Genomic DNA, 14,753 nt, shown 5'->3' with positions numbered 1-14,753 from the left:
CTATGAAGATCAAGAACATGAACCGGGGCGTGCTTAGCAGGCTAGTTGCCGTCGCGACGATTGCCATTTGCTGCGTTATGGCGCTGCCGACGGCGGTGCATGCCGAGGACGTGCCCGAGAACAAAAACGAATTCCACATCAAAAACGAGGCTGACTTTTTGTCGTGTGTGGCGCTGTCGCGCGAGCGCGATACGTCCGGCTGGCACGTTTATCTCGATAACGACATTGAGCTCGACAGCGACGACATGAAAGACATCGTTGCAAACACCGTTAAGCATCTGTCGTTTGGCAACAAGGAGCATCCGTTTAAGGGCGTGTTCGATGGTCAAAACCACACCGTTGAGGGCCTGAACTACGATAAAGACGCTTTTGACCCCGAGCGCGATACGGGATTTTTTGCCGAGACCAACGGTGCCACCATCAAAAACTTCCTGGTCAAGGACGCCAACGTGTGGGCGGACTTCCGCGGTGGCATTATCGTGGGCAAGGCCGTCAATACGCGTTTCGAAAACGTTATGGTCATGGAGAGCACGCTGCACGTGACCTGCGCCAACAATGCTCTCAACCTCATTACCAACGCAGGCTTTGAGGGCGGTCTCATCGCCGGCGAGCTCGACGGCTGTACCCTCTATAACTGCGAGGTACGTGGTGGCCGCGCCGTTAACAACACGACTTCGGGCGTGCAGGCGCTCGGCGGTGAGGGTCTGTATATGGCGGCGTTTGCCGGCTACGTTGAGAAATCGACTATCGAGTACTGCCGCGTGACGCCGACGCGTAAGGACGACGGCTCGATTGCCGAGAAGGGCATGACCGACGTCACCAATAAGTACGACGTGGCCATTGGCGCCCTGGGCGGCAACAACGTGTACGCCTCGGGCTTTGTGGGCTGCATGGCAGGTGACGCCAAGATCATCGACTGCTTCTCGACGGCCCAGTGCTACAGCTATGCCGCGTCGTACGTGGGCGTTGTCGCCGTGACGCGCGCGTGGGCGGGTGGCCTGGCGGGTCGTATTTTAACCAAAGAAGGCAATGAGCTCGTCCGCAGCCACTTTGCAGGTGACCTGAGCTCGCGTCAATACAACCCCATCGCCGTGATCCCCATCATCCAAAACGACGTGAACCTGGGCGGTATTGCTGCGCGCGCCAACAAGGGCGACGCCACGGTCACCGAGTGCTACTTTAAGCCGAGCGTGAGCCTAAACGGCAGCAGCCAGGGTACCGCGGCTAAGAAGAAGATCCCCTCTTTTGGCGGCGACGGTACCACCAAGGGCGACGGCTATGGCCCGTGGGACGACGAGCGCTATACCACGCGTGAGCTATGGGAAGAGCACGACTACGACTTCTGTGCCGGCACCATGCGCTCGACTGCCAATAACGATTATCTGGGCGGCGACCATGCAAACGAATGGGCGATGGATTACAAGCTGAATATCCCCGTGCATGGCCAAAGCGTTAAGGCGACGATCGATTTTCCCGGTGCGGGTACCGCGACTATTACGGCAACCAAACTCGGTATTGATCAGGCGACCTCGGATCCGTATGCCTTTGCCGTGAGTGCCGTGCTGGCGGGAACTGCTCAGGGCTTGGCCCAGGGCGATACCTCGGTAACGTTTAAGCAGGAGACCTCTGCAAAGCCTGCCGACCTGAGCGAGGCGAACGGCGGCTACCGCTTTATGGGCTGGTTCCGCGAGCCCGATGTGCGTGTGAACCGAATTGGACAAGACAACAGCTGGTTTGACGGCAAGACCGATGCCGATGCTGTGGCTGCTGGCAAGCAGGTCCAGAAGAACGAGGCAAACGACAAAACGTCGACCTATACTGCCGATAACGCGAAGGGGGCCGAGGCCTTTAAGGGCAACGACCTCTTTATTGCTTCGTACGAGGCGCAGGTGCTGTTCTATAACGTCAAGGGTGAGATGCTCTCGTGGCAGAGCGGCGAGGCGCACGACAAGTCGACGGATTGGTACCGCTATGGTGTCGGTTTAACGCCGGTTGCCCCTGCGGACCGCGGCACTCTATCTGCCAGCGCCACCTTTATTGGTTGGACGACGCAGCCGAGCGGCGAGGCCGGGATGCATGGCGGTTACGCGGCCATCACCTCGCCTAAGCTTGCCGAGCTAAAAAACGCCGGTGCGTTCTATCCTGCCGGCGCTGAGATCACTGTGCTTGGCCCTACCGATTTTTATCCGGTGTACACCGACTATGTGTCGAACATCATGACGGTGTTTGAGGGCAATGAGCAGGATGCAATCGACGATCAGACTCGGCGCGATGGTGTGGGCAAAACTGACGTTAAGGTTGAGACTGCCGAGGATGGCACCGGTGTGTACACGGTGCGGGTGTGCGACGTGGACAACAAGCCTTTATCAGAGGACGGTGCGCTGCCCGACGGCTACCGTTTCCTGGGTTGGTATGAAAACAAGGGAACCGAGGATGCCCCGCTTGAGGTGCGCGTAAGCCGCGATCCCAGCTATACGCTCCCCACCGATGTCGATTTAACCGCGCCGCATACCTACATCGCCCGCTTTGAGTACCGAGTGGATTATTACGTTCGGGCTTATACCAACCATGAGTTTACGGACAGCAAGCTACTTTGTTCCGTTTGGAATCGCTATCAAACGCCCTTTGAGGAAAACGTCGGTAGTACCTTCGTGCGTGAAAACGTCGTCCACTGGGGCCCGGAGCATGTTGACCACGGTATAAAGGATAGTTATGAAACGTGTGGCACACGCTTCACGAAGGAAACCCTTGTCGTGAGTCCCCTTAACGCGTACTCGCACAACGTTAAAAACGATACGGGAGCCGATACTCTAAAAAACCTCTATGCCGATACCGATTTTCCAGGCGCTGCAACGCTAAGCGATACTTGGACTTCGGCTTCGCTGAACGTAACGGTCAAACCGGTGAATGATCGCTATCGCCTGAATTTCTGGACGCTTGAGCGCGATGGTAAATATTGGACATATGTGAAAAATCCCATCGAGAGCATGGTGCGTACAGATAAGAAGTACTACGTTCGCGCGATGATTACCACGGACGTTAATTTCTACAACAAGGGCGATAATGTCGTGAGGACTGCCACGCGGCGCTATGAGAGTAACTTGCTGCAGACCAAGGTGAACGGGGCGGATCCGACGTTCACGTATTACTACCCGCATGTTAATAAGTCGGTTAAAGTGGCCGAAAAGCCAGAAGATGGTGAGAAGGGATCGTATGAGAGCCCCCTGACCCTCGAGTCTTCTCCGACCGATACTGAAATGGCCGTGCGGAATCCTAAGGGCGAGCCGGATCCGAGATATAAGTTCTTGGGTTGGATTTCGACCGCCGAGGTCCAGAAGGATTCTCCCGTCTGGAACTATATCTATGATGTCGCCAACGACCCCTATGTGACGAGCGATCCGGAAAAGGCGGCGCCATACTTGGCGACGGATGACTTCAAGGTCACCAAGTGTCAGGATGCCTATCCCGTCTACGCAAAGTTCGACGTCAACTACACCACCAACCTGCACCGCGCCGGTTTTAATGGCACTTCCGAGGTGAATGTTCCTAGGTATGACATCACCCCTAATCTCAATGCGGACAACGATCCCGCCACGGCAACGGTGACTCCTGATATCGAAACGACGGTATACAAGTCCGGCGGCGAGTTATACAAGCTGAATAAGGTCGAAATCGAACTCCCGAACGGTGAGGTTAAAAAGCTCGAACCTAACGGCGATAACTCGTATTCCTATCAGGTGGAACCCGGCGGAGCCTATACATTTGTGGCGTACTATTCGCCGTTGGCGGTCGTGTACCATCTCAATGCCAAAGATGTGGATGGCAAGGTAGCCCAGCAGGGCGATACGCTCGGCAGCCTTAAGGACGGCATCCCGCTGCCGACGTATAACGTTGGCGACATCGATGATGCAACGAACGCATACAATGCCTTCGTAGGCTGGACGGAAACTAAACCGGCATCCGGCAACTGTTATGTCGTTTGGTCGGACGGCCTTCCCATGGTGAATACAAACACTGTGGTTAACGCCCCCATGGAGCTGTACCCGGTCTACCGTGCCAGCGCGGTAATTGTCCAATCGAATATCGATGCCAATCTGGATAACCCCGATTCCGTGCGTTCTCTTTCGCGCACCGACTCTGGCGATCAAATTTCGCTGGAAGTAAGAGCTACAGCTGAGGTTGTCGGCATTGACGGCACCAAGTACGACTTTGTCGGCTGGTCGCGCGACTATGAACCCGATGGCAAATACACCCTGTTGACCGAAGACGATAAGTATCCCCTCGAGGGTAGTGAACCCTTTAAGGGCGCGACGTATACCGCGGTGTACAAGGTCACGCCGTATAAGGTGCGCTATCACAGCGTCGACGGGGCGGTCATCTTTACGGCGACGGTCGACTCGGGCGACGAGCGCGCGCAGGACGGTAAGCCTGGCTTTGTCTACACGGTCGATGTTCCCAAAATGGACGAGAGCGGCAACCCTTTCTACGACAACGACGGCAATCCTGTGATGGAGCAAAAATCCGTGGCGTACGATCCGGACGCCCACTCCAAGATCGTCGCGCTGCTCGATGAACAGGCTGCTGCCAATGGCGATAAGCGCGAGCTCTTCTTGGAGTGGCGATATGTGGGTGCCGATGGCACTGCAAAGTCTTGGGATGAGTTCAAGGGCGAGCCAGTCAAGGGCGACATGGACCTGTATCCCGTGACGTATCGCGTGGTTGCCAACGATACGTCTGATCCCGCGAAACCCGTAACCATGACCGCGCAGCTTAAATGGCTGCTCGATCCCGCCGCCGCCAACACCGTCGATGACGGTGCCGACCAGGCGCCGTTTAAGGTCTGCTTTGCCGAGCCGTTTATGGGAACACAACTGACCGTTACGGTAACGCAGGCAAGCTACGGCCCTGGTGCAGAGGGCGTTTCTGCGGCGGAAAAGCCTGTGAACGGCAAGTTTGTCTCGCTCTACAGTCTGGGTTCGGGTGGCGGCTCGTTCGACCTGGCCAACCGTCTGGAGTCCAAGAAGACGGGCGAGGGCGATCAGGGCCCCGGCAAAGCCGTGTTCAACTTTGCCCAGACTCATGCGCTGACGATCGTTAAAAAGACGACCGATGCCAGCGCTATGGGGCAAACGTTCCGCTTTAAGGTAACGCGAAAGATGTCGCAGGATTCTCCTGCCGAGACGCGCATGGTCGAGGTGAAAGTCGATAAGCAGCAGCCGGAAAACGGTGAGACCTGGTATGTCGGCAGCGTGCAGTTCGCCGCTCCGGCGGGCATCTATACCGTCGAGGAAGATACGGCTTGGGCATGGCGCTACCGGGGCGAGCTGAGCACGCCGGGCAAGGCGCCCGGTAAAACTGCCGAGCTGACGATTTCGTCTGCTTCGAGCGCAGGCGACGCCGTGGTGACGTGCGTTAACACGCGCGCGAAGGACAAATGGGTCGATGGTGGCTCGCGTGCCAAGAATGTTTGGGAAAACGGCACGCTAAGGAGGGAGGACTAGGATGGGTAAGCGCAAGCAGATCGTTGCCCTCCTTGTCGGCGTTCTTCTTTTGGCTGGCGTTGCCGGCACCTTTGCGTGGCTTTCGGTTACGGGCGTGCTGGTCAACGAGTTTGGCTTTGGTTCGGTGGCGCCCTCGGTAGACGAGAAGCTCAATGGCAACGTGAAGAGTGACGTCACGATTACAAACAAGGGCTCGGCTCCGGCATACCTGCGTGCTGCGGTGGATATCTACTGGCAGGACCAGGATGGCGCGCGCCTGTGGGATGAGCCGGTCGAGGGTACCGACTACGCCATTGTGTGGGGCAACGTGTCCAATGCCTCAACTACTGGCAGCGCCTCGTCTTGGGTTCGCTCGGCCGACGGGTTCTACTACTGGACGTCTCCTGTTGCGCCGCTCGACAAGACGGGCGTGCTCATCAAGGGCGTGTCCGAGAAGAAGGCAGATGGTAAAAACCTAGTTGTTGACATCTCGACCCAAGCGATTCAGTCTACGCCCGACGATGCGGTCACCGAGGCATGGAACTGTACGGTCAAAGATGGCGTGCTGGTGCCGCCGCACGGAGGTGCGTAAGCATGGCTTTACCGATTTTCAAAGACGTTGCGCGTTCCTTGCGTTGTGTGGTCGCGGCCATTTTCTGCGTGGTCGCGCTCGCCGTTCCTGCCCGTGCGTTCGCCGATACGCCCTCGATTGCCTATGACGGAAATGCACGCCAGCTAACGGTATCGGGAGCGACGGACTCCTCGGGGGAGCCCGATCTGTTTCCAGCCTTTAAAGATCTAATGCCCGGCGATGTACGCGAGCAACAGATTGGGGTTCGTGCCACGGGTGTAAAGTCCCAGGTACGTGTGTTTGTGCGGGCTGTTGTCGATCACGAGACGGCACGTCTGCTGTCGCCCATTACCCTAACGGCGTCGGCGGCCGATGCGTCTGCCGGTTGGCTCCAGACGGGAACGCCGGGCAGCGTGTTTGCCTATCCCACGCAGGTCGCAACGTTTACGAGCGATGGCAGCACGGTACTCAATTTGCAACTAAGTGTCCCGACGTCGGTGGGCAACGAGCTTGCCGACGCAAACAAGGCAATTCGCTGGGAGATTACCGCCGAGGACGATGGCGAGAAGATTCCCGTGCAGTCTGCTGACAGCAAGAAGCCCGGCTTGCTTGGTCTGGCGGCAACGGGCGACAACACGCTCACGTTGCTTTTAGTTTTGCTAACTCTTGCCAGCATCGCTTTTATAGCCGCGCTACTTTTGTCCCGGAGGGATAAGCGCTAGGTCCATCTTCTAAACGCAACGCCCTCCCGGGCGGCGGGCACGAAGTTCCCTGCTTTACAGTCCTGCACAAGAAGAAGGCCACATTAAGTGGCCTTCTTTGCGTGCGGAACTCGCGATGAACTTCGAGCCCGCCGCTCGGGAGGGCGCCCCTTTATTGATGGAAGGCCTAATAAGCGGATATTCCATGTCCGGATGTATTCAGAGCGGGACGCACTTTCCGAATGCGCGGCGTTTCGGAAAGTGCGTCCCGGAATTTGGCTTTGGAATGGGATGCGGTTTCCGGTTGAGGGCTCTGGTGGAAAATGCGACCCGGAATTTGCAATCGGAATGGGATACAGTTTCCCAACGGGGCCGTAAGCGGAAACTGCATCCCATTCCGGACGTGAATTCTGGGATACGGCTTCCGGATGCAAAAAAGGCCACATGACGTGGCCTTCAACTTATATATGTTCAGCGGATACCCCCATGACAAGCCGTGCTCCAACAACAAGGCGTCTGTCCGGGCGGAGGCATATAAGGTTCATCGCGAGTTCCGCACGCAAAGGAGGCCACTTAATGTGGCCTCCGTCTTGCGCAGGACTGTCCGAGCAGGGAACCTTATATGCCTCCGCCCGGACAGACGTTTCAGTTATGAGCGACCCGCTACTTGATCTTGGTCGTACCCGGCGCCAGGTTGGGGTCGGTCTCGTTGGCCTCGGTCTGGAAGTGCTCGGTATACACGTTCTTGCCGTCGCGGAACATCTCGTAGTACTGCATCTTGGCGTAATCCTCGCGCGCCTTGGTGGCGGCTGCGGCAGCGGCGTCGTCACCGGTGACGTTGGAGGAGAGCGCCCAGCGCAGGCTGGCGTCCTCGTAGCCGACGGAGTTGATGGCGGGCAGCGAGTCGCGCAATGTCATATGCGCCTTCTGGTAGTCGGTCAGCGGTGCGCCGATCAGCTGCATCAGCTGGGTGGACAGGTAGTTGGTGGACAGGTCGTCGACCTCACTCGTCTGGTCGCAACCGGCAACGTCGTAGTTGGCCCAGATGATGTAGTCGGTCTGCCACAGACGTTCCTGGTGCGTGGCGTCGTCCTCGCCGGTAAACCACTTATCGTTGAACTTGGACGGGAAGAACGGCTGGTGGTCGCCCCAGAACACCACGACCACCTTGCGGTCGAGCTTGCTCAAGGCGTTAAGGAAGTAGCGAAGCGCCTGGTCGGACTGCTCGATGCACGAGACGTACTCGTCGACATCGGACAGCGTGCCGTCCTCGACGGTCTTGGCGTCCAGATCGGTCGTGTCGATGTTGAGGTGCATCTGCTTATCTGCCGGCAGCAGGCCCGTGTCGTAGCCCGAGTGGTTCTGCATGGTCACATCGAAGATGAACTGCGGGTCGGCGTTCTGGTCGAGAAGCTCCAGAATCTTGTCGTAGGTAGCCTGGTCGGTCACCATGCCGCGCAGGGTATCGGCGCCCTGGAAATCGTTGATGGACAGGAACTGGTCAAAGCCAAAGTCCTTATAGACGTTCTCGCGGTTCCAGTTGGTGGCGTGGTTGGGGTGCATGGCCGTGGTGGAATAGCCGAGCGATTTGAACTGCTCTGCCAGGTTCCCGGTCGTCTCCATGTTGTAGATGGTGTAGGGGTACACGCCCGAACCCAGGTTGGCCATGGAGTTGCCGGTCATAAACTCAAACTCGGTATTGGCCGTGCCGCCGCCGTAGGCGCTCACATAGAGCTTGCCGCGGCTGAGGCAGTTGGACAGGTTCTTAAAGTACTGCGGGCCCTCGTAGCCGGCGCGCATGTTCTGGTAGATCGACAAATCCGAGAACGTTTCGTTCATGATAGCGATGACCGTGGGCTTCTCGCTGTCGAACTGCTCCTTTGCGGCGGCGCGCTCGTCGCTCTTGGCCGCGTCGGATTTGTCGTAGGCCTTGGCGTACTTTTTGAGCGTGGCCTTGGCGTCATCGACAGAATAGTCGGCGGGTTTGGGCGGCTTGATGGACTGCGCCGCACTAATAAAGGCAGGCAGGTAGCCCTCGCGCCAGTAGCTCTCGAGCGGACGCCAGGTGTAGACGGTGATGCCGAGAGTGTTGTAGTAGTCGATGAGCGTGACATGCGCGGTCACACCGCCCAGGCATAGCACTGCCACGAGCAGGTTGGTGAGCAGCATGCGCTTGGCGCTGGCGGCACCCTTCTGACGGTGCGGTGCCACCAGGCCGGCGTACTCGCACAGCAGCATGGCGATGGCGGTAAAGCCCATGGACAGCACGCAGAACAGCGAGATCGAGAAGGTGTAGCCGTTGCCGGCGACCGCGGCGGCGGTGGAGATGGCCGAAAGGTCGCCCGGCTGGATGGGCATGGATTTAAACGTGATAACGAAGAACTCGGCAATGCCCAGGACAAAGAGGGCAAAGGCCAGGACCGCGGGAGCTGCGCCGTGGCGCTGGAATAGGAAGAACAGGCCGGTCATGAGCACGGTGATGATGGCCCACTCGAGCAGGATGCACAGGGGGTAGACCCAGGTAAAGTCGTGGTTGGACGAGACCTCCATGCCCAGCAGCGCAAAGACGCCGGCGAGCAGCAGGCACAGGACGGCGGCGACGAGCGGTTTGCCCACAAAGGCGCCGCGCAGGCGGGCGAGCTTGCCAGTGGGGGCGGGAGCGTCGGCCGAGGCGAACGCAAAGACGCGCGGTGCGATGCGGTCGCGGGCGATGCTGGCCCAAGCGCATCCGGTGAGAATGGCGTTGGTCAGGATGAGAATCACAAAGGCGAGCGGCTCGTTTTGAGCGACGAGGCCAATGGCGCCCCAAATGGTCAAAAAGAGCTGGAACAGGCCGAAGGCGACGCTCCACCCAAGAGCGCTTTTGGCAACGGTGCCCGACTGAGCGCGAATGGCCTTGGCCTCGCGCAAGACAAGGTAGACGGTCGCCGCAAGACCGACGAGCGAGATGGCGGCAGCGAACATGCTGAGACTCCTCACAAACTAAAACCTACGAAAGCGGGGGTTTACCCGATTGTTACCAAGATATGCGCTGCAATTGGTGTCTGCGCACAACAACCAGCCATATTAACGCGCACGTGTGGCGGTGTGGCGCAATGTGGTGGCGACCTGCGCGATAATGGACGGGAATTACACGGAAACGTAAAGGCTTCTTAAAGAATTAGCGAGGATGAGGCGATGAACGAGCAGGTTTGCAAGGCGGACATGGGCGGCGATGGAGCGGCGGTCGATACGTGCGGCTATCCGGTCGAGACCACGGGCAATGCGGTGCTGGACACGTTGGAGCACCGTTCCTCCACGCGCGCTTTTGCGCGCGATGACGACGGCCGACCCGTGGCGGTGACCGACGAGCAGCGGGCGGCGATTCTGCATGCGGCGAGCCGTGCGCCGTCGGCAGGCGCCATGATGATGTATTCCATCGTGAGCATCCGCGAGCAGGCCACGCTCGATCGTCTGGCCGACCTGTGCGACCACCAGCCCATGATCGCCAAGGCGCCCTGGGCACTATTATTTGTGGTCGATTATGCCAAGTGGATCGATCTGTTTGAGCACGTGGGCTGCTTTGAGCCCGAGTTTGTCGAGCGTACGGGCAAGGCGCCCCGCCGCGCGCCGGGTTTGGGCGACTTTGCCATCGCGGCCCAGGACGCCGTGATCGCCGCGCAAAACGCCGTGGTTGCCGCCGAGGCTCTGGGCTTGGGGAGCTGCTATATCGGTGATATCGTCGAGAATGCCGAGGAAGTCGCCGAGCTGCTCGATCTGCCGCCCTATACCATGCCGCTGTCGATGCTCATCATCGGCACGCCCCGTAAGGAGCGCCCGGCAATCGCGCATCCCGTGGTGAACCTGGTGCACGAGGAGCACTACCGCCGCGCCGACGCCGAGACGATGGATGCGCAGGTGGCCGAGATGGACGCGATGTTTCGCCCGCATGCCCGCGAGGCGGGCGAGCGCGTCATCGATATCTACACCCGCAAGCACACGAGCCCCTTTATGGCCGAGATGAGCCGCTCCATGGAGTGGTGGTTCAAAAACTGGTTCGGAAAATGACGGATGTGACAAAGGGAGCAGTCCCTTTGTCACATTCCATATCGCCGCGGTGGCCTAAAGGCCGCATAAATGTTTATCTAGCTGGGAAAACGGTGCCATTAAAATATGGGCTGATTACATATAATCCCGTCGAACGTTAAAGTTGGGAGGAAACCGGCTTATGAATCAAAAGGCCAAGGAGGCAGCTTCGCACGCTGCGATTCCTGTGAGCATCTCGGCGATGCTCGTCACGCTGGGCGTGGTGTATGGCGATATCGGCACCAGCCCCATGTATGTAACCAAGGCGCTCGTTGCCGGCAACGGCGGCATCGGAAGCGTCACGCAGGAGTTCGTGCTCGGCGCGCTCTCCCTTGTCGTGTGGACGGTCACACTGCTGACGACCGTCAAGTACGTGCTGATCTCGCTGCGCGCCGACAACCACGGCGAGGGCGGCATCTTTGCCCTGTACAGCCTGGTCAAGCGCTGCGGCAAGTGGCTCATCATCCCCGCCATGCTGGGCGGCGCGGCGCTGCTCGCCGACGGCATCCTGACGCCTGCCGTTACCGTCACCACGGCCATCGAGGGCCTGCGCACCATCCCGGCGGTCCATGCCGTGCTCGGTGACGACCAGGGTCGTGTCGTCGCCATCACGCTTGCCATCATCATCGCGCTCTTCTTGGTGCAGCGCATCGGCACGGCCAAGATCGGTCACGCCTTCGGCCCCATCATGACGCTGTGGTTTTTGTTCCTGGGCGGCACGGGCCTGTTCTTTGTCTGCCAGTATCCCGCGGTGCTGCTGTGCCTCAACCCGTTGCGTGGCATCGCTTTTCTGCTGAGCCCCAACAACCATGCGGGCATCATGATTTTGGGCAGCTGCTTCCTCGCTACCACCGGTGCCGAGGCGCTCTATTCCGACATGGGCCATGTGGGCCGCGGCAACATCTATGCCACCTGGCCGTTCGTTAAGTGCTGCCTGCTGCTGTCCTACATGGGCCAGGGCGCGTGGCTTATCAACAACGCCGGCAACCCGGAGCTCATGGGTATCGCCGACCTCAACCCGTTCTACCAGATGCTCGCCCCGGGTCTGCGCCCCTTTGCCGTCGGCCTTTCCACCGTCGCGGCCATCATCGCCTCGCAGGCGCTCATCACCGGTGCATTCTCGCTGGTGTCCGAGGCCAGCCGCCTGGACCTCATGCCGCATATGCAGGTCTTCTATCCTGCCGAGACCAAGGGCCAGCTCTACATCCCCATGGTCAACAACGTCATGCTCGTGGGCTGCGTCGACGTGGTGCTGCTGTTCCAGAACTCGGCGCACATGGAGGCCGCGTACGGCCTGGCCATTACCCTGACCATGATGTGCACGACAATGCTGCTCTTCTTCTATCTGCACGTGGAGCGCAATCTCAAGGTCGCGCCGTGGATCTTTGCTGCCTTCTTCCTTTTGCTCGAGGGTTTCTTCTTTGTGAGCTCGCTCACCAAGTTCTTCCACGGCGGCTACTTCACCATCCTTATGGCTGCACTCATCATGGGCATTATGGTGTGCTGGTACAACGGTACGGCGGTCGAGCAACGTCAGTTTACGCTGCTGCCGCTGCGCAGCTATCTGCCGCAGCTCAAACGCCTGCGCGACGACGATCGCTACGAGCTCATGAGCGACAACATCGTGTACCTGACCAAGGACACCAACACCGACTATATCGACCGCGATATCGTCTACTCGATTTTGGATAAGCACCCCAAGCGCGCTCGCGCCTGGTGGTTCGTGAATGTCGAGACCATGGAGGAGCCGCATACCTTTGCCTACTCGGTCGAGACGTTCGGCACCGACTACGTATTCCGCGTGCATCTGTACCTGGGCTATAAGATCAACCAGCGCGTCAATGCTTACCTGCGCCAGGTTGTTCAGGACCTGGCTGCCAGCGGCGAGCTGCCGGCGCAGACGCATGACTACTCGGTCTACAAGGACCCGGGCAACATCGGTACGTTTAAGTTCGTCATGATCCGCAAGCTGCTGGCGCCCGAAAGCGACGTGGAGCCCAGCGAGCGTACGGCCATCACGCTCAAGTACATCATCCGCCGCGCCGCCGGCACGCCTGCGCGCTGGTACGGCCTGGAGAACTCCAACGTGAGCTTTGAGTACGTGCCGCTGTTCACCAAGTTTAAGGCCGTGAGCAAGATGCAGCGCCTGGCTCCCGACGAGCGTCCGTAGTCGACGTCTGCTGTTTGTCTAGCGACCGCAGGCTGCAAAGGCTATACACTTGAAACCACCACAAGGAGGCCACCACCGCAAAGGTGCCAGTCCCCTTTGTGGTGGTTTTTGTTTTTGAGAGAGGGGCGGGGCGCTGATGGACGTCCGTGCGGACGGCGATATTGCCGAGAACTTTTGGTGGCGGCGTACAACGCTGACGCGTCGCAGCCCTCTGTATGACGCCTGCGTATCGGCGGGGCTGCTAGCCGCGGCGACGATTGTGGGCGCGCTGCTCGACCATCCGGGGCTCGCGCCGAGCATCATGATCGTCTATGTGTTCGCCGTGCAGCTGTGCGCTTTCTTTACCTGGAGCCGCCTGTACTGCCTGCTGAGCTCGGCTGCCGCCGTGGCGCTCTACAACTTCTTGTTTGTCGACCCGCGCTACGCGCTGTCGTTTATCGACCGCGTCTATCCCGGCATGTTCTTTATCATGTTTGCGGTCTCGCTCGTATCGAGCTCGATCGCGCTGGCCCTGCGCCGCGCCTTGGCGCAGGCTGCCGCCAGCGACCGTCGCACGCAGATGGTGCTCGAGACCAACCGCATGCTGCAGCGGTGTGGCGATCAGCAACAGATTGTGCACGCTATGGCAACGCAGCTGGCGCGTCTTTCGGACTGTCCGGTCGTGTGGTATAGCGCCGATGCCGATAACGATGACCTGCTGCCGCGCACGACGTACACGGCCGTGGGCGATGCCGCGCCGGTACACCAGCTGGCGCCGCAGATGCCGCCGCGGCTCTCGGCGTCCGCCTATGTGGGAACGCCGCTCGATGCCACCTATGGCGCCTCGGCGTTCTACGGCATATACCTGACCGTGCGCTCGGGCGACACCATGGTGCGCGCGGGCGATCCCGCCTCGGTGGTGGGGGTGTTCGCCATTGTCGCCGAGCCCGATGCGCTGACGCCCGAGGAGCGGACGCTTGCCGATGCCATCGTGAGCGAAGGCGAGCTGGCGCTCGATCGCGCCCGCGCCATGGAGGCTCGCGAGGAAGCGGCGGTGCTCGCCAAAAACGAACAGCTGCGTGCCAACTTGCTGCGCTCCATCTCGCACGACCTGCGTACGCCGCTCACCAGTATTTCGGGTAATGCCGACGTGTTGCTCGACCAGGGCTCGACCGGCACGGCCGTGCTCGACGACCAGACACGCCGCGGCATGCTCCTATCCATTCGCTCGGACGCGCAATGGCTCAACGCCACTGTCGAGAATCTGCTCGCCATCACCAAGCTCGAGGGTGGCGGTATGCGCCTGTCGACCACGCTCGAGCTCATGGACGATATCGTCGAGGAGGCGCTGCGCCACGTGAACCCGGCCGTGCGCGAGCACGACCTTAAGGTGGTGGCGTGCGATGAGCCGGCGCTCGTCAACGTCGACGCGCGCCTGATGGTGCAGCTGGTGGTCAATCTGGTGAACAACGCCATCGCCTATACGCCCGCGGGCTCGCATATCGTAATCTCGATTGGCGTCCATGATGGATGCGTGGCGTGCTCGGTTGCTGATGATGGCCCGGGCATTGCGCCCGAGGACCGCGAGCGGATCTTTGAGTCGTTCTACACCGCCAACCATGGCCTGGCCGACAGCTGCCGCAGTGTGGGCTTGGGGCTTTCGCTCTGCCGCTCCATTGCGCTGGCACATGGCGGTAGCATAGAGGTTACCGCGGCGGACCCTCACGGTTCGGTCTTTACGATTGAGCTTCCCGCCGCCGACGTTTCGTTTGATAAGGAGTAGCGCT

Annotated in this window: 7 protein-coding genes; 6 read left to right on the top strand and 1 reads right to left on the bottom strand. The window is 59.6% G+C overall.

The window, feature by feature from the left end; genetic code table 11:
• Positions 1 to 2 precede the first annotated feature (2 nt).
• The 3 genes from DW796_RS03965 to DW796_RS03955 are packed head-to-tail and all read left to right on the top strand — an operon-like array spanning position 3 to position 6,773.
• Complete coding sequence (locus DW796_RS03965; RefSeq protein WP_118094322.1) at positions 3 to 5,501, top strand: hypothetical protein; 5,499 nt, start codon at positions 3 to 5, stop codon at positions 5,499 to 5,501.
• A 1-nt stretch (position 5,502) separates the two neighbouring features.
• Complete coding sequence (locus DW796_RS03960; protein WP_118094321.1) at positions 5,503 to 6,072, top strand: hypothetical protein; 570 nt, start codon at positions 5,503 to 5,505, stop codon at positions 6,070 to 6,072.
• Between the two features lie 2 nt (positions 6,073 to 6,074).
• Positions 6,075 to 6,773 (top strand): hypothetical protein, encoded by a 699-nt coding sequence (locus DW796_RS03955; RefSeq protein ID WP_118094320.1) that lies wholly within the window; start codon positions 6,075 to 6,077, stop codon positions 6,771 to 6,773.
• Between the two features lie 642 nt (positions 6,774 to 7,415).
• Here the strand turns inward: DW796_RS03955 and DW796_RS03950 are convergent.
• Entirely contained in the window at positions 7,416 to 9,716 is a 2,301-nt protein-coding gene (locus tag DW796_RS03950) for an LTA synthase family protein (protein WP_118094319.1), read from the bottom strand.
• A gap of 213 nt (positions 9,717 to 9,929) precedes the next feature.
• On the opposite strand from DW796_RS03950, the gene DW796_RS03945 reads away from it, so the two are divergent.
• From DW796_RS03945 to DW796_RS03935, 3 genes are all read left to right on the top strand, one after another.
• Complete coding sequence (locus DW796_RS03945; protein WP_118094318.1) at positions 9,930 to 10,799, top strand: nitroreductase family protein; 870 nt, start codon at positions 9,930 to 9,932, stop codon at positions 10,797 to 10,799.
• A 160-nt stretch (positions 10,800 to 10,959) separates the two neighbouring features.
• Positions 10,960 to 12,987 carry a KUP/HAK/KT family potassium transporter gene (locus DW796_RS03940; RefSeq protein ID WP_118094317.1) on the top strand — a complete coding sequence of 676 codons (2,028 nt, stop codon included), beginning with the start codon at positions 10,960 to 10,962 and terminating at the stop codon, positions 12,985 to 12,987.
• A 136-nt stretch (positions 12,988 to 13,123) separates the two neighbouring features.
• A complete protein-coding gene (locus DW796_RS03935; RefSeq protein ID WP_118094316.1) occupies positions 13,124 to 14,749 on the top strand; it encodes an ATP-binding protein in 1,626 nt (541 codons plus the stop codon).
• The last annotated feature ends 4 nt before the right edge of the window (positions 14,750 to 14,753 follow it).

It is taken from the genome of Collinsella sp. AM31-2AC, from assembly GCF_003469285.1.
In the GTDB taxonomy this organism is placed as follows: domain Bacteria; phylum Actinomycetota; class Coriobacteriia; order Coriobacteriales; family Coriobacteriaceae; genus Collinsella; species Collinsella aerofaciens_AT.
Note: the sequence above shows the minus strand (reverse complement) of the source record. Positions and strands in the feature narration are given on the sequence as shown.

Excerpts from the sequence above, each read along its gene's own strand:
- DW796_RS03965 (WP_118094322.1), top strand. The coding sequence starts at position 3 with ATGAAGATCAAGAACATGAACCGGGGCGTGCTTAGCAGGCTAGTTGCC.
- DW796_RS03960 (WP_118094321.1), top strand. The coding sequence starts at position 5,503 with ATGGGTAAGCGCAAGCAGATCGTTGCCCTCCTTGTCGGCGTTCTTCTT.
- DW796_RS03955 (WP_118094320.1), top strand. The coding sequence starts at position 6,075 with ATGGCTTTACCGATTTTCAAAGACGTTGCGCGTTCCTTGCGTTGTGTG.
- DW796_RS03950 (WP_118094319.1), bottom strand. The coding sequence starts at position 9,716 with ATGTTCGCTGCCGCCATCTCGCTCGTCGGTCTTGCGGCGACCGTCTAC.
- DW796_RS03945 (WP_118094318.1), top strand. The coding sequence starts at position 9,930 with ATGAACGAGCAGGTTTGCAAGGCGGACATGGGCGGCGATGGAGCGGCG.
- DW796_RS03940 (WP_118094317.1), top strand. The coding sequence starts at position 10,960 with ATGAATCAAAAGGCCAAGGAGGCAGCTTCGCACGCTGCGATTCCTGTG.
- DW796_RS03935 (WP_118094316.1), top strand. The coding sequence starts at position 13,124 with ATGGACGTCCGTGCGGACGGCGATATTGCCGAGAACTTTTGGTGGCGG.